Raw genomic sequence first — 21,847 nt, forward strand, 5'->3', positions numbered from 1 at the left:
GAGTAACAGTAAAAGCAACCTAACTGCCTTTTGGAGCTCGTATGAATGATATGTTCACCGCACTCAATTTCGGATTAGGCGAGACCAATGACATGCTCCGCGAGCAAGTGAATCATTTTGCTCAAGATACCATTGCTCCACTTGCCGCCCATATTGATCGAGATAACCAATTTCCCAACCAACTCTGGCCTTTGCTGGGTGAAATGGGATTACTCGGTGTGACGATCAGTGAGCAATATGGGGGAGCCAGCATGGGCTACCTCTCACATGTCATCGCGATGGAAGAAATAAGCCGTGCGTCAGCTTCTGTTGGTCTTAGTTATGGAGCGCACTCCAACCTTTGCGTGAATCAAATTTACCGTCATGGTACTCCAGATCAGAAAGCCAAATATTTACCGAAACTCGTTTCCGGCGAGCACATTGGGGCACTCGCGATGAGCGAAGCCAATGCAGGCTCTGACGTTGTTAGCATGCAATTGCGAGCGGAAGATAATGGTGATCATTACATCTTAAACGGCAGCAAAATGTGGATCACTAATGGGCCTGATGCCCACACCATTGTGGTTTACGCCAAAACATCACCAGCTGAAGGTTCACATGGTATTTCAGCTTTTATTATCGAAAGCGATTTCTCCGGTTTTAGTCATGCCCAAAAACTCGATAAGTTAGGTATGCGTGGGTCAAATACCTGTGAGCTGGTATTTGAGAATTGTGTTGTACCGCACGAAAATCTACTGGGTGAGCTTAACCACGGCGTCAATGTGTTAATGAGTGGTCTTGATTATGAACGCATTGTATTGGCAGCAGGGCCTCTGGGTATCATGCGGGCCTGCCTTGATGTTGTATTACCTTACATTCACGACAGAAAACAATTTGGCCAATCCATCGGTGAATTTCAGTTAGTGCAAGGTAAAGTTGCCGATATGTATACCCGAACCAATGCAGCCCGTGCCTATATTTATACTGTCGCCGCAGCTTGCGATCGTGGAGAGGCAACTCGAAAAGATGCGGCGGGTGCCATCCTATACGCAGCGGAACTTGCAACACAGTTAGCCCTAGACACTATCCAATTGCTTGGCGGTAATGGCTATATCAATGAATTTCCCGCAGGCCGGCTACTCCGTGATGCCAAACTTTACGAGATTGGTGCAGGTACATCAGAAATTCGCCGCATGTTAATTGGCCGTGAATTATTTGAAGAGTCAAAATAAGGATATTCAATGGCGATTATACAAACAGCGATCAATCGTGATGATGTATTTTACCGCGATAATTACCGAGACATGGCGACTCTTGTTGATGAATTCCAAACTCATGTTGCAAGCCTCAAACAAGGTGGCGGTATTGAATCGCTCAAAAAGCAAAAAAAGAAAGGGAAATACCCGGTACGAACGCGTATCGACATGTTATTAGATCCTGATAGCCGCTTTCTTGAAATCGGCCAGTTCGCCGCTTGGAAAATATATGACGATGATATTCCCTGTGCCGGTGTCGTTGCTGGTATAGGGCGTATTGAAGGCATTGATTGCATGATTGTCGCCAACGATCCTTCCGTAAAGGGCGGTACATATTACCCACTCACCGTGAAGAAGCACCTACGAGCTCAAGAAATTGCCGAACGCTGCCATTTACCTTGTGTGTACCTTGTTGATTCCGGCGGTGCCAACCTTCCCCATCAAGCCGATGTTTTTCCTGACCGAGACCACTTTGGCCGAATTTTTTTCAATCAAGCGCGCATGTCTGCCAAAGGGATCCCACAAATCGCGGTTGTACTTGGCTCATGCACCGCTGGTGGTGCCTACGTACCTGCAATGGCTGATGTATCAATTATTGTCAAAGAACAAGGGACGATATTCTTAGCTGGCCCGCCCCTTGTAAAAGCAGCAACGGGTGAAATCGTGACCGCTGAAGAGTTGGGCGGTGCCTTTGTGCACTGCAAAATATCTGGGGTTGCAGACTATTACGCCCATGATGAAGATCATGCGCTTGAGCTCACCAAGCAAGCCGTTAGCAATACTGGCCTAGAAGCGATTCCAAGCATCAAAAAAAACGCCCCGTCCCCGCGATATTCCGTTGATGAATTATTCGGGATTGTTGGCGCTGATTTACGTACCCCCATCAATATAAAAGAGGTGATTGCACGCATTGTTGATGGCTCTGAGTTTGATGAATTTAAAGCGCTTTATGGCTCCACACTGGTATGCGGCTTTGCCAAACTTTATGGTATGCCAATAGGCATAGTTGCAAATAACGGCATTCTATTTTCAGAGTCAGCACAAAAAGGCGCACACTTTATTGAGATCTGCGCAAAACGGAAAATACCTCTCTTATTCTTACAAAACATTACCGGTTTTATGGTCGGTAAAAAAATGGAGTCTGAAGGTATCGCCAAACATGGCGCTAAAATGGTAATGGCTGTGGCTTGCGCTGATGTACCTAAATTCACTGTGATTGTTGGCGGTTCATACGGTGCAGGTAATTACGGTATGTGCGGGCGAGCCTATGATCCCACCATGATTTGGATGTGGCCAAATGCCCGAATATCAGTGATGGGCGGAGAACAAGCTGCAGGGGTTTTAGCGCAAGTCACCAAGGATAACAAAGCACAGAAAGGTGAACCGTGGACACCCGATCAGGAAGAAGCGCTTAAACAACCTATTCGCGATTTATATGAAGAACAAGGATCCCCCTACTTTGCCAGCGCTCGGTTATGGGATGACGGCATCATTGATCCGCGACAAACCCGCGAAATTGTCGGCCAAGCTTTAGCGGCATCACGCCGAGCCCCGATTCCCAACAGCACATTTGGTATTTTCCGTATGTAAAACAGAGAGCACCTGCTATGTCGACGTTAGCGAACAAACAACTTCACAAAAACAATGATGATGACATCCTCTGCCATGTTGATGAGCACGGTCTAGCGACTATCACGTTGAACCGTACCAAGAAACACAATGCATTTAATGCCGACTGTATTGCTACACTGCGGCAGTTCCTTGAAGCCCTGAATAAACAGCGAGATATAAAAGCGTTAGTGCTACAAGCTAATGGTAAGTTTTTTAGCGCAGGGGCTGATCTTGAGTGGATGCAGTCGATGGTAAACCAATCAAAAAGTGAAAATAATGCTGATGCGGAACAACTTTCAGCCTTATTACGTGACTTGGATACTTTTCCACACCCAACCCTCGCATTGGTTCAAGGAAGCGCTTTTGGTGGTGCTTTAGGCTTAATCTGTTGCTGTGATATCGTGATGGCTCAGCAAGATAGCATTTTCTGTTTTAGTGAGGTCAAAATTGGTCTTGTCCCCGCAACCATTGCGCCTTATGTTATTCGAGTTATTGGTCAACGGCAAGCAAGACGCTATATGCTTACCGCCGAGACATTTGATGCAGCAACATCGCTCCAGCTAGGTATCGTTCATAGTGTTGTAGCTGATGCACTTGCCCTGAAAGTACAAAGCCAAAATCTCATCATGCATATTCTGCTTAATGCCCCTGTGGCTGTATCGATTGCAAAGCAATTATGTCTGGATTGCGACCCAATCCCAGAAAGACTGTATTCCTTTACTTCTGAACTAATAGCTAGGGTAAGAACATCACCAGAAGGACAAGAAGGACTCACGGCATTTATAGATAAGCGTCAGCCGACATGGGTGACGAAAGATGAATAACTACCGACTAGATCAGGCAAACCTTCCTAAGGAGGTGACAATCTTTGAAGTCGGTGCACGAGATGGTCTGCAAAATGAGCCGTTGATAAATACAGAACATAAAATCGCATTCATTAATGCCCTCTCGAAATCAGGCTTAACCCATATAGAAGCAGGCTCATTTGTTTCAGCTAAACGCGTCCCTCAAATGGCCGATTCTGCCAACGTATTACAGCAAATAGAAAGACACATTGGTGTGAACTACTCGGCTTTAACCCCGAATATACAAGGCTTTGAAATGGCACTACAAGCCAATGCTAATGAGATTGCCATTTTTGGTTCCGCTTCAGAAACCTTTAGCCAAAGAAACATCAACTGCTCAATTTCAGATAGCCTCAAACGCTTTGAGTCTGTAATAGCATTGGCAAAGCTTCATCAGATCCCTGTTCGAGGGTATTTATCCTGTATCTGCGATTGCCCCTACGACGGTAAAACGTCACCCAATCAAGTCGCAGCTGTTGCTAAGTCACTCATTGATTTAGGCTGCTATGAAGTATCGCTAGGCGACACGATTGGCACTGGTACTCCAATCAGGGTGGCAAAAGTATTAGAAGCAACCTATAAGCAAGTTGATACACATAGACTGGCGGTGCATTTTCATAACACTTGGGGGCAGGCTCTAGCTAATATTTATCAAGCCATCACTATGGGGATTACAACAATAGACAGTAGTACAGCTGGATTAGGTGGATGCCCTTACGCAGAAGGAGCAAGTGGAAATGTAGCAACTGAAGATGTGCTTTATCTTTGTCATGAGCTTGGCATTAATACTGGTATCGATATCAATGTTATCGCCCAAGCGGGCTGGGATATTTGCCATCAATTGAATAAAGTACCTCATTCAAATGTGTCTCTTGCATTATTGGCCCAATATAAAAAAGGGTTTAATTCTCACTACTGAAAATTAAACCCAACATGGTGTAACAAATTGGCTCAAGGAGAACTGGGGTGACTCGGGTTAAACCATTTCATAACACGTTAACTCATATCAACAATTACCATTTAACTAGTAATCATTCCGCAAAAACCGTTGTTCAGCTTCTAATTCATTCACAGCACGCCATAATTTTTGTTCCCGCTCGATACGCTTTTCATGGTGATGATTGCTACCTTCAATTTTTAATTGATCCATGGGGCCTATGTATTGTTCTGCATGACCATTAAATAAGACTCTAAACTCCTCTATGGTAGGTAGGCAGTTGTTATCTTCTTCAAAGTTTTCAAAAATATCATGAACCGTTAAAGAAATGTCACGCTTAATTCCATCAAAATCTGAGTTATCCATTTCCATACTCCAAAATTACAGTCACGCATGTAAAAAATCAAAGACACAAATAGTGTAGTTGAAAAAGTTGTGCTTCAGACAAGCAGAAAAAGTGTAACAAGTAAGAAATACATCAATATAAATATTTGTTTTAAATAGAATATAGTTAGTAAAAACCCGATAAAGAGCTAAAATGACTAAACAGGTAGGTTCATTTTTTAGAATAAGATCTCATTTTTCTAATAATATTAAATATGCCGTTTCATCATGAAGAAAGAACTATAATAGATATTATTGATTATAAGACTAAGTCTTTGTACGTATGGGGGAATAATGGCATTTTTATCGTTCCCGCTTAACCAATTTCTCTTGCTCAAAAGGGAATCAGCATACGTTATTCTACTATTTTTAGTATTATTTACTTACAATTCACAAGCTGCCGTCTTTGACGAAATTAGCTCTTACAAGCAAACATCTTTTTCAATCTATCGTGATGACGACAACGTTAAGACGTTTATATACGCAAAAAATGATAATGAATTTCAAGCATGGATAGATGAAACTCAAGATTCGATTTCAGATAGTATCCATAGTTATGGTTCATCCTTTGACCATTTTATTGGTAAAGAGGATGATGAAATGCCAATGCAGAATCGTAGTTACTTAAAAATAAAATTAAAGCCTCGCTACAGCCATCGAGAATATTCAGACATTGATGCTAGTATCAAATTAAAAATAGACTTGCCACACACAGAAAAGCGCTGGAAAGTCATCTTTGAAACGGACCCAGACGATTTCGACCGATTAGAAGATAAACAAAGAGGGATAAGCGACAGCAGTGATAGCAGTCTATCAGGCGCTGTTGGGGGCTTTCGATTACAAGACAGGCAATGGGGAAATTGGAATGCTGACTTTGATGTTGGGTTAAAAATCAAACTCCCTCTCGACCCATTTACTCGTGCTAATGTACACAGGGTGGATAAAATAAGCAGTAATTGGACGACAAGAATCAAGCAAGAAGTCTTTTATTTTCACAATAAAGGCCCAGGGGCAATAACATCGTTTAACTTCTATTTTTCCACCGTTGAAGACCCGGACACAATATTAAAACTGAGCTCAAGCGCCCAGTTCCTCGATGAAGATGACAACTGGGAGTTTGTTCAACAAGCTGAAATTTTTGACCGAATCGATGAAAGTAACCTACTTCAGTACAGCATCGGTATCAGCGCTGATTCTCGTCCTAATTATTCAATCACTAACTCGTGGGTTTCTATTGGTTGGAAGCATCGGTTATATAAAGACTGGTTATACTTAACCGTTACCCCAGAACTCGACTTTCAAGATGAATTTAATTACAAGGTGAATCCTGGCGTAATACTTGAGATCGAGATGTTTTTCACAGCAGAAGGCGGTATAGATCGCCTAGCAAGAAAAATTCCGACACCAACGCTTTAGCAATCACTGATAACGGTAATGGTCGAAGAAGTTCTCACTTTATCCTAGCCCTCCCTCTATACGCCATAGCAAAGCACCGAGTAAGTTACGTTTAATTTGATGCTGACCACTACGTCATCGCAAAGTACTTTTATTTTGCAAATTGTAATTCCCATATTACGAGTATTTTCAATATCGATTTTTATCTTTAGATACTTATCCGTATAAACAATTAATAATAAGCGCTTGTTTTATAAACAAATACCATGATTGTAAATATTGGCCTACATGTTGCCTATCTTTTAGGGCACACACATTACATTAATGCCAACGATGGAAGGCTCAATATGTTTAAACAACTTTTATTTATTCTAGCTATTACGTCAATTTCAACGGTACAGGCGACTGTCTTTTTAAATGAAGATTTTGAAGGTGGATTAGTAACAGGAGGAAGCAGTGGATGGACTGGCAATTCGAGTGGCCAAGTTGTGACTGATCCTCTTCAAGGGGATAACGCAGTTAATTTTACACGAACCGCTGGCGGTAATGATTTATATACCGATATATTCACGAGTGGAACTGGAAAGTTTTTTGTATCTTTTGATTATTTAGGGACTTGTGGGGGAAGTAGCTGTGGCGGATATGTTCACTTTTCACCGATAGGGTGGATTGGTACTCAAATTCATCATAATGTACATTGGCCAAGGGAGTTAATTGATGATAATCAGTGGCATACGCACAGTTTTGAAATAACATCAAATACATTAAGAGTTAAATTTCAAGATTGGAACGGTGCGGGTCCTAATGCTGAAGATGCGTATTTTGACAATATTATAATTAGCGATATTGAGCATACCGCTTATGTTCCTGAGCCTTCAGCACTTGCATTCTTATGGCTAGGTTTATCAAGTATTGGGTTTACGATTAGAAGAAGGAAAGTGAATAAGGTTCAGCATATAAACAATAAATAAATTAGCATTAAGGGAATTATCATTTTATCTTTGAACGCCCATAATAAATAGTGGGCATTCAATAAAACAAGTTAACGAGCGGGATCAATCTTACCTTCAATTCGTTCATTGACGCATTCATACGAACCCATTTCAAACTCACGACAGATCCAAGGTCGATTTTCGTAGATAGTACACATGAACGTATCCCGATCTAACGCTGAGCACCAACCGTCATCTAATCGTAACATCGTTTCACCACCCCACTCGTCCAGCTTTATATGTTCTTCTGGCACACCAGTATCAGTAATGATCATCACTTCTAGACGGCAGCAACAAGCCTGACAGTTAGAGCAGGTTACTTCGGGTTCAGTTACGTTTTTAATATCAATAGTCATGGCTAGCTACAATAATCACAGTTGCAGCATAGTACTCCAAAACGGATAGATTCATAGGTATTATTTATTAGCACACAGTTTAATGCTGAAACTGTGTGCTAATATGTCTACTTTTCAATCAAGTTAAACTCTTATATTCCAACGAGCTAGTGGTTTTTCTGATTGAATGCCTTGGCTTCCCCAGCGATCAATACTGTCAATTACTAAGATCTTCTCTGGGTTTGGTACTAACGCTTTTAATGATTTACTGACTCGTTTCGACGTCAGCAGCCAAATAGTGTCATCACTTTTTAGCAGTTCAACAAGTGCCAACTTATCTTCTTCTGTCCAATCAAGCTCTGGCTGAGTAAGCCTTTCCACAACGAAAAGTTGATTACCGACGGCAAAGTCTTCCAGCTCTTTCGATAGCAGAACGACCGAGTCTACCTCAGCATCAAACAATGCGGCTTGCTGAGTATTTATCAACTGTCGTACATCAAGCATCAATGCTTGTTGATTCGTAGCTATCGTAAGAGCATGTTCAGGCCAAATACGCTGTAGATCGGCACTTACAATTGCAGCCATACGCGTTAAGTTCGTTGGGTTTAGCCAAACATACGGAGAGGTCGAGCCATCTTCAAGCTGCATTGCCGCAACCCCTTGTGCACGTGGCGAAATAGACTGCGTGGCATCGATTTCAACAATTTGTATATTACCTTGGCGAGCATGCACAAATAATGGCTCTTGTGGCCAAACAGCACCTAATGTTACCGCCGCTTTCGCGCTAAGTGCTTCTTTTTCAGTTGCCTTCGCACCTTTACTTGAAAACCAGTTTGGTAATCGCTGCAAACCATAACGTTTTGGCGGTAAATAACTTGTTTCTAACCCTGTCCCCTGCGTTAACTCGGAAGCTAACATATAGGTAACGGGTGCTGCCGTTAATATATCTTTAGCCTGCACCGTTAGTGACGACAATGTTGCACCTGCGACTAGGCATGCTATAGCCATCTTTTGTAAGCAAAATGCTTTGTTAAATTTCATTTCCATAGAGTTCATCACCTACCCTTTACGCACAATGCGAAAACATGTCGCCATCAAGAAAAATACCGCTGAAACAATGATAATTGCAGCGCCCGATGGAATCGGTAGCTCAAGTTCCATCGGTAAAATAGTGCCAACTAAACAGCTTACTGTTGCTAAGAATGCAGACAACAGTACGAAGTCGCCCATGTTCTTCGTTAGCAAGCGAGCTGTTGCACCCGGTATAAGCAGTAGTGCCCCAACCAACACTGCGCCAATAATTTTGACAGAGGCAATAGTGACAAGTGTGATCATCATGACAAACAAGTAGTCATAAAAATTCGTCGAATATCCACGGACTCGGGCTATGTCTGGGCTAATACAAGTTAGCAAAATACGATTAAATGTAGGGATAAGCACAATGGTAATGAGCAAACAACTTATCGCCAATATCATTAAATCTTGATCTGTTACGGTTAAGATAGATCCAAATAAGACATTTTCGAGCATGTGAATGTTGATTTTACGTGCCACGTACATCAACAAAGCCGCACCAACCGCTAACGCTAAGGCAAGAAAAACCCCTACCAAGGTATCGTAAGGTACATTGGTTCGGTTTCGTACAAAATGCAGCAGCAAAGCAAAGATCATACAGAAACTAAACAGACCGATAATTGGGTTATCAGGCGGTTCACCTAACAACACGCCCAACGCAATACCGGTTAGCGCAGCATGCCCTACCGCTTCAGAGAAAAAGGCTAACCGCTTAGCAATCACTAATGTGCCTAGGCCACCTAATAAAGGGCCGACCAACAAAGCTGCAACCAATGCATTTACGACAAAGGCATAAGAGAAACTGTCACTCAGCCACCCTGCTTCGACACCTTGCAGTGCCAATTGACGAAGAAAGTCCATCATGCTGCTTTACCTACATTTCGTTTAATGGGTTCGGGTGTTGCACTGTAGTGGTTAAATAAGCGCTCTATTTTTTCTGGCGTCAGTACATCTTGCACACTTCCGCTATCTATTAGCTGTCGGTTTACAACATGTACTGTCGCGTCGAGACGTCGCACGGCAGTAACATCATGGTGTACAGCTAATAGGGTTCTGCCCTCATTAACCAGTTCTTTGATGAGTGCCTCAAGGTATCTTACCCCTTGCTCATCCATGCCTGTTGTAGGCTCATCAAGCACAAGTAAACTCGGGTTGTCTAAAAGAGCTTGTGCAAATAGCACGCGCTGTTGCTCACCGCCAGATAGCTGCCCCATCCGGCGATCAGCACGCGCAGCCATACCAACGCGATCTAATTGCTCAAGGGCAAAAGCTTGCTGCTTAGATATATTCCGCCAACGCGACCAAAATAGCGGGGTGCGACTCTGGTTCAATAAGATAAAGTCCATCACCGTTAAAGGAAGGCTTGATTCAAAAGTCGCCTTTTGAGGCACATAACCAACTTGGCCTTTTTTCTCAGGCCACTGGATGTCTATATTTCCACTAAACGGAGTCAGGCCAAGAATAGAACGTAGTAAAGACGTTTTTCCTCCACCATTTGGTCCCATCACAACATGGCATTGACCTGCTGTAAATTCATGGCTGATCCCTTGCAAAATGGTATTGTCACCGTATTGCAGGCCAACGTTGTCTAATAAAATACTCGGGCCCACAATTAGCTCACTTTATTTTCTGCTGCAAATTTCATAGATTGGATCAACGTATCGAGATTCGCTTTCATCTCGACCTCAACTTTATTATCTTCATACGGCCCATGAGTCATATGAGAGAAGCGATAAAGCTGTACGCCAGTTGCTTTCTCGATCGTATCAACATATCGATTCGGCATATTGAGCTCATAAAACAACACATCAATGCCAGAATCTCGTATTTTCTCGATAGTTTCTTGTAACTGGCTCGCACTAGGTTCAACACCATGGGCAGGTTCAATAACGGCAGCGACATCGACACCAAATTCTTGTAACAGGTAGCCATAGGCATTATGGGTGGTCGCAACGACCATGCCGCTAGTATCAAGGTTACCTAACGTCGTCATCGCTTCATGTTTCAGCTTACGGAAGTTTGTGGCGTATTTACGGGCATTCTTGCGGTAATAGCGGGCGTTATCCGGATCAATTTTTGAAAGCTCAGAAGCGATGGTGTAAACCTTCTGAATCGTTGTCGAAAGGCCAACAAAAGTATGTGGATTAACGGCTCCATCTCCTACCGACTGACCCATTGCTGGTAACAGTGGCACATCTTTATTGGCTTCAATCACAATGAGATCTTCACGGTTGGCCGCTGCAATCACTTTTAATGCAAAGTCATCATGACCAATACCGTTAACGACAATCACATCCATCGCTTTCAAACGGCGAAGATCATTTGGTTGAGGTAGATAATTGTGTGGATTAAACCCCGCATCAACCAGCGGAAGGATATCTGCCTTGTCACCGACTACTGCTTTTACATAACTGTAGTAAGGCTGAAGTGTAATACCGATAGTCAATTTTTCTGCTGCCTGTACAAATGGTACCTGAGCAATAAAAAGCACCGGTAAAGTCAGCAATAACATTGTTTTTTTGATTATTTTATTCTTGAGCTGTTTCATAACACATAACCTCGACACCATGAATGGCGTCGGTATTTAATGGACATGAGAATCTGAAGCGGAGGCAAAAACAACTTTTATCCAACCTGCTTCAATCAATTTTTCTGGTGATAGCAGTACGTGTGGCTGCTCTAAATTTCTGGTTAAAGGTTGCGCAGAATCAAACAGGGCAAACCAGATTTCAGGATCATTATTTCCGGTATGCAAAATGACTGATGCAGAGCCTTGAGCCACCTGCTTAACCCCTTGGTAATACGCTGGAGCAATGTGTAGCCACTGATGCTTACCTTTGTATTCCCAGCTTTTATCTTTAACAAAGGGCGCTAACCAAATTTCTTCAAGTTCGGCTAGTTCTGGCCATAATTCATCACTCGACATTGCTGGTTCAAAATCACGATTGTCTTGATATATATTGCGAATTTCTTCATGAGCGAGCCGTAAATCGGCAACCATCGCAAGTTCAGGAGTAGCTAAGTCACTAATCGAAACTTGATAAGGCGCAAGTATTTGGCCTTTTGATGACGCTTGGTGCATTGGCAAAGTAAATGCTGCAATAATCAATATAATGGCTATCGATAATGCAACCCACTTCCCTTCTCTACCGCCATCATCCGAATGAACAGATTGCGTGATCATTTTTCTTCAATCTCAACAACATCTACTTCAACTGGGTTCTCGTGCCCTGCATCGAACACAAGGTAGAAGTCAGTATCTGGCATATCAAATTCAGCTATTGAACGCTTGTCTGTGATTACACGACTCACTAAATTATCATCGTAATCAAACATATCGACATCGTATTTAACCGCGTCGCTCCCGTCGCTATAACCGGCTTTACAAATCACCTTGTCAGATTCTAACCAGCAGCTCATGAGTGGAAAATGGGCATGTACCGCAGCAGATTGCGCCGCTAACACTAAAAGCAACGCCAGTTGTGAACGTTTTTTCATCAAGACCTCAAAACAAAAAATGAAATAGCCTGAAAAAACAGGCTACTTAAAAAAGGATTACTGAAGTACAGCTTCAAACATAAGGTGCACGTTTGCGCTAGCGCGATCTGCAAGTGGGTTGTTATCAAGATCGCCTTTATAATTTGCTTTCATAAGCCAGCGTCCTGCTTCTGCGGGTATGAATGTCACGACACCATTTTCATCACTTACCACATCAATTTGCTCTTGGTGGTTACGGTACATAGTGCCATCACGGGTAATTTCAGCCGTTACACCCTGTTGTGGTTCACCATTAAAGAAGAACTGAAATTGCACTTCTTCACCTTCAACAATATCTGCTGGGTGTGTAACGGGGACCATTTCCAAATATTTGCCTTCCAATTTGAAAACTTCCACTGTTGGCATTCCAACGGTGACGTAACTTTCGGCACGGGTGTAGCTCACTTGAGTTACTACATCACGTGCTTTCTTTGGTAACACGTCATTACGCTCAGCCTTGTGGCCTTTAACCCATTTCACTGTGTCACGACGACCCGCTTTATACTGGGTGTAATAAGACGGTACATTGTTAACGCGAACTTTGTGTGTACCTTCTTCTTCGAAATGAAAGTCAAATACTGATCGACGTTTACCACGAGTGACATAAGTTGGACGCTCCACACGGCCATCTGGCATGATGATTTCACCTGTTTCTGCACCTGCGGGTTTATCAAACACAAACGTACCGTGTGACGCCGTCACGTCAAAAGTCAACCAATCGCCGCCCTCTTTAGACACTGTAAAGTGTGATGGTAATATCCAACGAGGGTGAGCATTTGCAGTTGCGGTAACGGCCAAACCTGCCACTAGGGCACATGCCATTGAAACGGCTTTCAACTTTTTGTTATCAATCATTATTCATTCTCTAATATCAAAATTTATGCGTGTATGCGATTTAACCTTGAGTTGAATAACTCAGGAGGATATGACCGGTTTCTTCAGTTGGTGCAAGTTCACGTGTAAACGCCTCTTCGCCCAGCGTTAATTTTTCACGTATGTAATTACGGCCGCCATGTTCACGTACTACTTCAACATAGAAGGTATATTCACCTTGCTCGACACGCTCACCATCATCATTTAGGCCATCCCAAACAAAACGATATTCACCCGCAGGACGTGTAGCTGATGTCACGGCATCAACTAACTCGCGATCGTAACGACCCACTTTCCGCCACCAGCTGCGTAAATCTTTTAGCCACTCATCCTTGCCCACCCAAAGCTGTACCGTACGAACAGGTTTACGATTGGCATCTTCAATCCATACAGCAACATATGGACGGGCGTACATGCCTGTGTCGATTTTGGGCAATACAAATTCCACATCCATTGAAGCAGATTCAGGTAATGGCTTTGCGTTGACACTAAACGTTAAAGGTACAGCGAGTGCCATACCCAGCAGCGATTTAGACGCCGTTCTCATCAAACGTGAGTTCATGGTTAGTCCTTGTTAAACACAGCTGGCATTAAGGCACAGCAAAAAAGAAAATCAGTAAGGTGACAGCCGAGCCAAATGCAGTCCATTTAATCGAGGTCGAAAAGGTTTTTCTCTTAGGAATTAGCAGACAAACTCCCGTTAGAACGAAGAACACCATTAGCAATGCCGTAATATCTATGAACCACTTCCACACTTCCCCGCTATTGCGGCCTTTGTGCAAATCGTTCAGTACAGCAACGGCACCGTAATATGATTTTTCTATCTCGACTTCACGGGTAGTAAGGTCAATAAACACCGTGGCATTAAAACCAGGGCCCTTATAGTTCAGCGAGACTTCACCTTCAAACAACTCGCCATCTTCTACCTCAGTAAACACTTCCATCGAGGATGGCGTACCCGAGATATCCGCCTGCTGTTTTAAATACTGCAATAATTGCTGTTCATCAGGCACGTATGCCGAACGGCCTGAATTAAGCAGTTTCACTGGCACTTCTAGGGTAATTGATTCAACCGTTGGCTGACTTTTAACAAACAATTCAGGGCGATTAAGCGTTATACCAGTTACCGAAAAGAACAGCACAACAAGCAACAGTGCCATCGAAATATAGATATGCAGACGACGGGCCCAAAGCTGAACCGCTTTACTTTTTAACACCATGATTGAAGATAACTACCAGCCTAAATTTATGCCGGATAACATAATTGATAATTGTTTGCATTGGCATTCAATTTACATTGTTTACGAAAGTAAAGATGGTGGTGTGGTGAAAGGCAGTATCTAGGAAAGTATAAAGGTGGAAAAGTAACCAGATATAGCATCTGAAAAATAAAGTGCCCTTCCAAGTTAGAACGTTTTATCTAACTTGGCTTATTCGGATAATAAAAAATGCTTGTAGCATTTACATGTTTCTTATTCTTGTGCTGATAAAAAACCAAATCTAGCTAAGTAGTGCCAAATTTTCTTTATGTCTTGCGCATCGTACCCCTGCTCAGTTACAGCTGCTCCTAATACCTTCGCATTAATGACTCCATTTACAGCGATATCGTTAGCCAAATGAATAAATTGCTCTCCTCTATATTCAGGGTAGCAACTCATTTCTTCAACACTCAACTCGTAACCTGCATGCCAGCGAACAGAAATGCCTAATTGATTGGCCTGCGCCTCGACTACACTAGATTTGTATATTGGGTCCAAAACCAAAGACTCTACGTCAGTTTTAAGTGAGATAACGCCGTGAATGTGGGCTTCTATATAGTCATCAAGTAAGTCTGTTTTTGCCAAAGTGGCCTTATTAATTAATGGGCTTATTCTCTCAGATACAGCAAAATCTTCTGGTTCGAAAAAGCTATCTGGATAACAAAATGTTGTACGCTCAAGCATATGGGGCTTTAGTTGAAAGTACGCTGAACCAAAACGTGGTGAGGCGCCAGTTTCGTAACCGCGAAAGTTGAGCGCACCATACTTAGGCCTCAGGTTTACAGGAGCATCGTCATAGGCCCCATCAAAAACTCTTTTCTCCCATAACCAACGGTCACCTCCTTTGTAAGCAGTCAAACCTCCATTACTTGTACCTGTTTCAAATTGAGATTTTAATTCACCATCATGAGCTATGGCAGAGAGTAACGGCACATTATCTGATGTAAATCGATCAGGGTGAAAGTTGATGGTTATTGGGTATTCCATCACTTCGGAAGCACTTTGAGACTTTAATCGAATGTTTTCAATTGCTTTATCAACTACATGTTTACTCATTTGGCTTCCATTTTGATTGCCTCTCGATATAGAAGACACAATACACGCCTAACAAAATTTAGGTCAATGGCGATTGAGTGGATCATGCTTGAACAGACAGGTTCTATTAATGAACCACGACAAAAGCACAAAGCCTATAACAAACTGGAGGTTGATGTGTGTTACCAGCTTTTCACAGAAGCCAAGATGAAGTTGACCCTTTTACTAATAGAAGACTTCGGAACCTCCACTAACTCATAGCCAAACTTTTTATACGCTTTTTCCATTTCGTTATAAGTCGCAACAGCCTCGTTAAAGTCCTGCTTGCGCTCTAGATCGTTAGTGAAAATTGTTTCCCAAGGTGGAAATATGAATACCTTCTTACAATATTCAAGTTCATCACAACTTTTTAGCAAAGCCTCTGACATAGGTAGCTGTTCAAGCAAGCTGTAACCGTATGAATCAATAATGCTTCTATCAAAGAAAACAGTATCTTGGCACACGTCGAATTTTTTGTAATTTTCGAGTTCTTCTCGTACCATTTCATCACGAAATGCCACTTTATTGCCCCACGGTAAAGCGGAGCCTTGTGATTCAACTTGATTTTGAATAACTTTGCGACCAACTTCTGAAGCACATTTGTAGCCAAGTGCATTCAAACGTTCAATAACCGATGTTTTTCCTGATCCCGGTCCACCTGTAAATACAATTACATTTTTCAAATTAACCTCTTGTGGCGTCTTAACGCCGTAAGCATGAAAAAACTGAAGGAGTGAACACTACCTCTATTTTTTCTTATTATTACAGATTTACCCATTAAAAGAATAATGGCCTTCTATGTGAGCAAGGCCTTTATTATCTTTATGCTTTTAGTCTTATAATTTCACTGACTAAATTAGCTGAGTGTCAACTCTTCAGTAAAGATAGCTTCAGACTCATTCTCACCCGTAATATACATACGTATTAGGTTATCCATGTTTTCATCGTATTTGCCTTTAACCACGTTATTTGCACTGTTCCCATTCTGATTCTTAAAAACAGTGGCGTATGGTTCTAACCCAAAAGCCCTGTTCAGCATAACGTTTGACGATCGAAGAGAGCCCTCTACCCACCCCTGATAATCCGAGTAAGCTTCATTACATGTATACACTTGGATGTCTTCACCAAACGGCTGAATCATTGTTTCTATAACCTCGCGGTCATTGGCGCCTAAGCCCCACTGGTGCACACCATATCCAAATTGTTCACTCGCTTTTACATCGAACTGTGTGCTTCCTTGCCATATTCGTGCGCTAGTAAACACAGGTTTAGGGACATAACTTGAGTTAAAGATTTGCTTGAAGAAGGTCGTGGCTTGTTTAACCACAGCCTTTGAGGCTGGAAAAATTGTTTGAGGGAAGGTGAAATTTGCTTCTTGCTGCATTTCCGAGGAAAATTTCTCTCCCGTATTTTGTAGCGCGCTCCAAAAGTTAATATTTAGATAATCACAGTAAATTGTTAACGCCGCTGGTTTATCGTACTTTTCTTCATTTACTTGGTTAATTCGCTCTTTTTCACTATCAGATAACACCATCTCGCCATTATGACTAGACTGTGATGCCGCTAACGCAGCGGATAATTCATCATCTAAGCTATAGAACGGGTAAACAGAGCCCGTTGGAAGATCTGAAAAATTTGGTCCAAATTCAACGGTAGGCTGTGCCGTCTGGTCTTCAGTCCACCAAGCTTTATCGTAATAGAGGTTTATTTTTAACAGCGGCTGATTCGTACTACTTTGCAATGTATTCCAAAGTTCTGAAGCTTGTTGTTCATGTAATCTATTATACGCATTCGATTTAACAAATAGCTTTTCCAAAGCAAGCCGTGGAAGTGCCAAGATAACTTTATTCGTTTCTATCTTACTTTCACTAACCAAGCCGGCAGGGGTTGTACCTTTATAAGTAAGGGTGTATTTCATTTTCGATTTTTTGTCATTAATCTCAATATTTTCAAGTCGCGTACGTAGATGTATTTTATCTTTACCAATGCTCTCGACCAACGCATTGGGTAAAGTACTGAAGCCTTTTTTTAGCGTCTTGAATTGAGGATCATTTGGGAAGTCTAATAGTAACTGAAAAGCTTCACCCGCATTCATTCGAGATAAAAACGTACCATTGAACCCTGTTAGTCGATACAACAAGGTAACGCTTTCATTGCTGTAGTCCATCGCCATAAATAAGTCCCACAACGACCAATTATACAGCGCAGTACCATCCCATTTGCAGTCAAGTCGAAAAGCCTGCCAATACTCTGGTGTCAAGTCATCCGTATCCCACTGATTTGTAAAATCGGGGTTTGCAGCAAGAATACGATTGTATACCGTCTTGATCATCTCGTTCGGCTCAATGTTTTTTTCTGATGGGCTAAGGTTGTATAGATCAGACCAAACAGCATAATCATTTTCACTGGATTGATTAACATTAAAGCTTTCACCGCGAAAGTAGCGCCGATTATTCCCATTACTATTCATAGGAAAAGGGACAATATCATCGGTAATATCAAGCTTCGAGAACAAGGCCATTAAGTTATCCATATAGTCAAACGTGAAGCGCATCCCCCCCTCTTCTTCCTTCACAGTACTTCCATCAGAAAAAGTGATGAGATCAGAGTCTAATCGACCTCCAGTACGATTGGCACCATCAATAATGACCAAATCTTCGCAATTAGTTTCCTTTAATATTCTCCAGCTCGTATAAAGGCCAGCCATCCCCGCCCCCACAACAACAACTTCTGAACACTCAGGCAGTTGGGCGTTTTTTATTTCCCTTTCATCGTAATGCTTCATTTAAATTAACCTATTATTTTCGTTAAAATAATAGACAGTCACAAATCTCGACAATGTGATATCAAGCGTATCAATTTTTTGGGGTTACCCTTTCTTACGTAGGGTATTGATTTGAATATGTGGCCATCTTGTTGTGCCGCCATCTTCACCAAATTGAAATTCAAAGAATTGAATTTGCTCATACTGTAATTGAAGGATTTCTTTTCCGTTCTCAACAACAGTCTCAATCCACATTCGTGTACGCATCTCTGTCACTGGCGAGTGTTTTTGAACGAAAGGGGTATTTATAATTCCGCCTTGAGGGCCACCTTCAAAACGTGAAGACATCTCAATTAAGGTATATTCGCTAATGCACTGATCTTTTATCGCATCACGTAAACGGAGATCTGGCCGCACTGAATAAGGGTAATGTTTATTGGCTAATATTCGCTGGGTATAAGCCCGATTACTACTTGGTTCTTGTTCTGGAAGAGCCTTGTCATGCACCCATTCAGGTGCTGGTTCATCGAGATTAATAGGATCGCTTTTCTTCGTGCCAGCCAACCCCATACTCGGCGATATTGATAAATATTCAGGCTGCCAAGCTTCGGTGCCACTGGGGAACTCCGGGGTTTTATCAATACATTTTTCAGCTTTACCAAGCAAGTTAATCGTTGTTCCATGCGGTATGGTACCACTACGGCAAACTGAATATGGTGGAACAAAAATTGGCCCATTCGCGCCGTCGCCTACGGCCATTTCGGGAAAGCCTACATCCTCCATAATTGAGGTTTCATCTGCAGGGTGAAGGTACATTTCATTAAGCCAAAGGTACATTCCGTTTTCTTCATGAATACCTGTACCATCGAGCTTTTGAATACTCTGGCTATATTTTACTGCGCCAGTAAACTGCTCATTCGCTCCCCCCCCGATTACGTACACCGCCAGACACCAAGGTGAATGTTAACTCTTCAGTATAATCTTCACACAAGAATGTAAATTTCCCAGGAAGAGTTTCAGGGTTTGAGCCAGGGGAAGGCATACAGGTAGTATGTAGGCCCCAACCTGTTTTGTTATTCTCTGGGTTATGGTTAACCCAAGTGCCCTCTAACTGTTTCAGAAGGCCATAGTCGGCCTCTTGAGTGAGCACTTCTGGTGAGAACAGTTTTGTTTCTTTTTCTGACGCGTTCATTGTCTACCATCCTTGTTGTGTCATTGGCTGTAATTTATATTCGGTGCACTGACTTTCAGTACACCGATACAGTTGCGCGAACTCTGCAACACGCTAAGAAAAGCGTCACCAAAATAAGCGGCTGCTGAACATAAACGTACCTGTTCATGCTAAAAATCGTTATTACGCCTGTATTACGCCAAGCAAGAATGGGAGGAGATGTATTACTATTATCTACAGGCATTTTGAAGGTTCAGATGATTACGCCACTGACGACGCCAAAGAAAAAATCGCTTCAAAGTTTTTAGATAAAGACAACAATGGCAAAGATACGACGGTTAATTGTCTCTTGGTATCAGGGCAGAAGGAAGAATTACGATAGCTCAACAAGTCGTAGCTGGTGGAAAGCACACAGCATATAACATCATGGAGGTTAATGTGCGTTACCTGATTTTCACAGAAGCCAAGATGACATTTACCCTTTGACGAATAGAAGACTTTGGGACTTCCATCAAAGAAAGCAGTATCTTGGCAAACGTCGAATGTTTCGTGATTTGCGAGTTCCTCTCGTACCATTTCATCACAAAATGCCACTTTATCACCCTATGATTAAGAGTGGGCTAGACATAGTCTTAATTACAGGGTGATGAGAGTAACGCAATAAGGATCTAAGCTATTGCGCTATGCTACAACCACTTTTCTATTAGTACTTCATCAATAAACTCGCCATTGATTTGAGCGTGATTTTTTGCGGTACCAACAACGTCAAAGCCTTGCTTCAGATACACAGATAAGGCTCTTTCATTGTCACCTCGAACATATGCAAACAATTTTTTGTACCCTTTAAGTTTTGCTAATTCAAATGTTGCACTAAACAGGTGCTTTGCAATACCTTGTCCTCGATGTTGACCATCAACAAACGTACCAATGATACCAACATGATCGAAAGCCTTTGTATATGTAGCAAAAGGCTCTACATTTTGGAAACCAACTACTGTTGAGTCGTCCTCCAGCAATGCTACATTAAAGACACCTCTTTCAGGAAAATCTCGAATAAACTCGCGCTCTTCATCTGGTGTAAATGTCTTATCTAAGATGGTATAACGACCTTCCTCGATAATTGGATTAAGCAGATTGGATATGCCTGCTGCATCGTCTACTGATACTTCTCTAATGTTCAATTTAATACTCAACAAATCTTTTTCGCATTGAATGCGCATGTTACAAAATTTTGCTCGCAGGTACCATGCCACAACCATTTATAGCATTGATTTATCGACACTCTTTCAATTCCAGCATCAAAGGCTTTTCAAGCCTGTCGAAAAAGTAGCCATCATAGCGTGATAGCCAGCTCTTTAACTTAATCCGTATATCAAAACACCATGATCCCGTTTAGGATTGTTCGTAACCTAAAATTTGAACGCAAACTCAACCCCAAATGCAGACACGTACTCATATCGTTTGGTGCTAATTTAGTTAACTGTTAACTGCACCCCATAAATCATCTATATCTGAAAGCTGAATATTTAGCTCGGTGGATAATTCTGAGTAACTTTGCGCAAGTTTTATTTGATGCTCATCGTTGAAACCAACACCCCACAGCGTCGGATCTGATAGTTCAAAGCGCTTTGGTTGGGCCAACTGTAGCCCTGAATCAGGCTTTAAATCGTTTAAATCAAGCTGGATTAAAAGTTGCGATGCTGCCTTGCTAGCTAAGTCGGTATAACCAAGTTCATTCAATATGAACACAGCATGCGCATGTGTAATGCCATGAATTTTTTCTCCTGCAAAAAAATAATCACTCGTATCAAGATATACATTGCTAGAACTTCGTGTAACCGCAAGTGAACATAAAGTACGAATGTCTTTCTCGGTCAAGTTAGAATGCTTATATTGACGGTAATCTACTAAGCCAAAATAACGACCCCAATTATCTTCGGTGCAATTCACGATAAGCTTGGCGATATTTGATACGGTTATTTCACTTACATTGATATCATTGTTTGATATTGCTTTAAGAAACAGAGCTCCATATATAACACCGTGACCAGATCGACTTAATTGACGCGTATTCAGCTCTATAGCATTTAGAATAGCGGTATAATCTGATGTCAATTGACTTGATTCTAGTGGCTTAAGTAGATGTTCATACTTTTCAATTTGCTTTTTTAGTCTCGATTTCAAACTGTCATAAGATGCTTTAGGTAACACTCCACTTTTTAACAATGCAGAACCTGCAAGTAGAGATGCTCCCACATGTCCTTGAATCCACCCAGTTCTGTCACATTCAACAACGTTAGCTAATGCCAAAATTCCATTTTTTACGAATATGTCCATTATACCCCCCAAATACATAACGCC

The 21,847-nt window shown here is 42.0% G+C and carries 24 protein-coding genes and 1 pseudogene; 6 read left to right on the forward strand and 19 right to left on the reverse strand.

What is annotated here, in order from left to right:
* Positions 1-41 precede the first annotated feature (41 nt).
* The 4 genes from L4D78_RS09950 to L4D78_RS09965 are packed head-to-tail and all read left to right on the forward strand — an operon-like array spanning position 42 to position 4,610.
* A complete protein-coding gene (locus L4D78_RS09950; RefSeq protein WP_428466772.1) occupies positions 42-1,211 on the forward strand; it encodes an isovaleryl-CoA dehydrogenase in 1,170 nt (389 codons plus the stop codon).
* Between the two features lie 9 nt (positions 1,212-1,220).
* Positions 1,221-2,825 carry a carboxyl transferase domain-containing protein gene (locus L4D78_RS09955; protein ID WP_428466773.1) on the forward strand — a complete coding sequence of 535 codons (1,605 nt, stop codon included), beginning with the start codon at positions 1,221-1,223 and terminating at the stop codon, positions 2,823-2,825.
* A 17-nt stretch (positions 2,826-2,842) separates the two neighbouring features.
* Positions 2,843-3,670 carry an enoyl-CoA hydratase-related protein gene (locus L4D78_RS09960; RefSeq protein ID WP_428466774.1) on the forward strand — a complete coding sequence of 276 codons (828 nt, stop codon included), beginning with the start codon at positions 2,843-2,845 and terminating at the stop codon, positions 3,668-3,670.
* A complete protein-coding gene (locus L4D78_RS09965) occupies positions 3,663-4,610 on the forward strand; it encodes a hydroxymethylglutaryl-CoA lyase (protein ID WP_428466775.1) in 948 nt (315 codons plus the stop codon). The genes L4D78_RS09960 and L4D78_RS09965 overlap by 8 nt, the downstream gene beginning before the upstream one ends.
* 105 nt (positions 4,611-4,715) lie before the next feature.
* Here L4D78_RS09965 and L4D78_RS09970 read toward each other — a convergent pair whose 3' ends face one another.
* Entirely contained in the window at positions 4,716-4,994 is a 279-nt protein-coding gene (locus tag L4D78_RS09970; protein ID WP_428466776.1) for a hypothetical protein, read from the reverse strand.
* Positions 4,995-5,306: 312 nt separating this feature from the next.
* Here L4D78_RS09970 and L4D78_RS09975 point away from each other — a divergent pair, with 312 nt between their 5' ends.
* Together L4D78_RS09975 and L4D78_RS09980 are read left to right on the forward strand one after the other, a co-directional pair.
* Positions 5,307-6,428 carry a hypothetical protein gene (locus tag L4D78_RS09975; protein WP_428466777.1) on the forward strand — a complete coding sequence of 374 codons (1,122 nt, stop codon included), beginning with the start codon at positions 5,307-5,309 and terminating at the stop codon, positions 6,426-6,428.
* Between the two features lie 326 nt (positions 6,429-6,754).
* On the forward strand, positions 6,755-7,378 hold the full coding sequence (locus L4D78_RS09980) for a PEP-CTERM sorting domain-containing protein (protein ID WP_428466778.1): 624 nt from the start codon (positions 6,755-6,757) through the stop codon (positions 7,376-7,378).
* Between the two features lie 71 nt (positions 7,379-7,449).
* Here L4D78_RS09980 and L4D78_RS09985 read toward each other — a convergent pair whose 3' ends face one another.
* The 18 genes and pseudogenes from L4D78_RS09985 to L4D78_RS10070 form a co-directional block, all read right to left on the reverse strand.
* Positions 7,450-7,755: a YkgJ family cysteine cluster protein gene (locus tag L4D78_RS09985; protein ID WP_428455456.1), complete on the reverse strand. Its 306-nt coding sequence runs from the start codon at positions 7,753-7,755 to the stop codon at positions 7,450-7,452.
* Positions 7,756-7,878: 123 nt separating this feature from the next.
* The gene (locus L4D78_RS09990) at positions 7,879-8,781 is read right to left on the reverse strand and encodes a metal ABC transporter substrate-binding protein (RefSeq protein ID WP_428466779.1); all 903 of its coding nucleotides are present in this window, start codon (positions 8,779-8,781) and stop codon (positions 7,879-7,881) included.
* A gap of 12 nt (positions 8,782-8,793) precedes the next feature.
* Positions 8,794-9,669 carry a metal ABC transporter permease gene (locus tag L4D78_RS09995; protein ID WP_428466810.1) on the reverse strand — a complete coding sequence of 292 codons (876 nt, stop codon included), beginning with the start codon at positions 9,667-9,669 and terminating at the stop codon, positions 8,794-8,796.
* Positions 9,669-10,421 carry a metal ABC transporter ATP-binding protein gene (locus tag L4D78_RS10000; protein WP_428466811.1) on the reverse strand — a complete coding sequence of 251 codons (753 nt, stop codon included), beginning with the start codon at positions 10,419-10,421 and terminating at the stop codon, positions 9,669-9,671. Before L4D78_RS10000 ends, L4D78_RS09995 begins: the two co-directional genes overlap by 1 nt.
* Positions 10,421-11,356, reverse strand: a complete 936-nt coding sequence (locus tag L4D78_RS10005) for a metal ABC transporter solute-binding protein, Zn/Mn family (protein WP_428466780.1) — start codon at positions 11,354-11,356, stop codon at positions 10,421-10,423. The genes L4D78_RS10000 and L4D78_RS10005 overlap by 1 nt, the downstream gene beginning before the upstream one ends.
* A 36-nt stretch (positions 11,357-11,392) precedes the next feature.
* On the reverse strand, positions 11,393-11,992 hold the full coding sequence (locus tag L4D78_RS10010; RefSeq protein WP_428466781.1) for a DUF6162 family protein: 600 nt from the start codon (positions 11,990-11,992) through the stop codon (positions 11,393-11,395).
* The gene (locus L4D78_RS10015; RefSeq protein WP_428466782.1) at positions 11,989-12,306 is read right to left on the reverse strand and encodes a hypothetical protein; all 318 of its coding nucleotides are present in this window, start codon (positions 12,304-12,306) and stop codon (positions 11,989-11,991) included. The genes L4D78_RS10010 and L4D78_RS10015 overlap by 4 nt, the downstream gene beginning before the upstream one ends.
* 57 nt (positions 12,307-12,363) lie before the next feature.
* Positions 12,364-13,200 (reverse strand): DUF4198 domain-containing protein, encoded by an 837-nt coding sequence (locus L4D78_RS10020; protein ID WP_428466783.1) that lies wholly within the window; start codon positions 13,198-13,200, stop codon positions 12,364-12,366.
* Positions 13,201-13,240: 40 nt separating this feature from the next.
* Positions 13,241-13,765 (reverse strand): DUF2271 domain-containing protein, encoded by a 525-nt coding sequence (locus L4D78_RS10025; RefSeq protein WP_428466812.1) that lies wholly within the window; start codon positions 13,763-13,765, stop codon positions 13,241-13,243.
* A gap of 43 nt (positions 13,766-13,808) precedes the next feature.
* On the reverse strand, positions 13,809-14,438 hold the full coding sequence (locus L4D78_RS10030; RefSeq protein ID WP_428466784.1) for a PepSY-associated TM helix domain-containing protein: 630 nt from the start codon (positions 14,436-14,438) through the stop codon (positions 13,809-13,811).
* A gap of 252 nt (positions 14,439-14,690) precedes the next feature.
* Positions 14,691-15,533 carry a DUF3626 domain-containing protein gene (locus L4D78_RS10035; RefSeq protein WP_428466785.1) on the reverse strand — a complete coding sequence of 281 codons (843 nt, stop codon included), beginning with the start codon at positions 15,531-15,533 and terminating at the stop codon, positions 14,691-14,693.
* Between the two features lie 161 nt (positions 15,534-15,694).
* A complete protein-coding gene (locus L4D78_RS10040; RefSeq protein ID WP_428466786.1) occupies positions 15,695-16,234 on the reverse strand; it encodes an AAA family ATPase in 540 nt (179 codons plus the stop codon).
* Between the two features lie 173 nt (positions 16,235-16,407).
* Entirely contained in the window at positions 16,408-18,336 is a 1,929-nt protein-coding gene (locus L4D78_RS10045; RefSeq protein WP_428466787.1) for an FAD-dependent oxidoreductase, read from the reverse strand.
* A gap of 84 nt (positions 18,337-18,420) precedes the next feature.
* Complete coding sequence (locus L4D78_RS10050; protein WP_428466788.1) at positions 18,421-19,257, reverse strand: peroxidase, FMP-type; 837 nt, start codon at positions 19,255-19,257, stop codon at positions 18,421-18,423.
* Entirely contained in the window at positions 19,229-19,507 is a 279-nt protein-coding gene (locus L4D78_RS10055) for a hypothetical protein (RefSeq protein ID WP_428466789.1), read from the reverse strand. Before L4D78_RS10055 ends, L4D78_RS10050 begins: the two co-directional genes overlap by 29 nt.
* Positions 19,508-19,990: 483 nt before the next feature.
* A pseudogene (locus tag L4D78_RS10060) lies at positions 19,991-20,086 on the reverse strand (AAA family ATPase); the annotation flags it as partial.
* An 86-nt stretch (positions 20,087-20,172) separates the two neighbouring features.
* Positions 20,173-20,673 carry a GNAT family N-acetyltransferase gene (locus L4D78_RS10065; protein WP_428466813.1) on the reverse strand — a complete coding sequence of 167 codons (501 nt, stop codon included), beginning with the start codon at positions 20,671-20,673 and terminating at the stop codon, positions 20,173-20,175.
* A gap of 289 nt (positions 20,674-20,962) precedes the next feature.
* On the reverse strand, positions 20,963-21,823 hold the full coding sequence (locus tag L4D78_RS10070) for a hypothetical protein (protein ID WP_428466790.1): 861 nt from the start codon (positions 21,821-21,823) through the stop codon (positions 20,963-20,965).
* Positions 21,824-21,847 lie beyond the last annotated feature (24 nt).

Source organism: Photobacterium minamisatsumaniensis (genome assembly GCF_050336695.1).
Taxonomy (GTDB): Bacteria; Pseudomonadota; Gammaproteobacteria; order Enterobacterales; family Vibrionaceae; genus Photobacterium; species Photobacterium minamisatsumaniensis.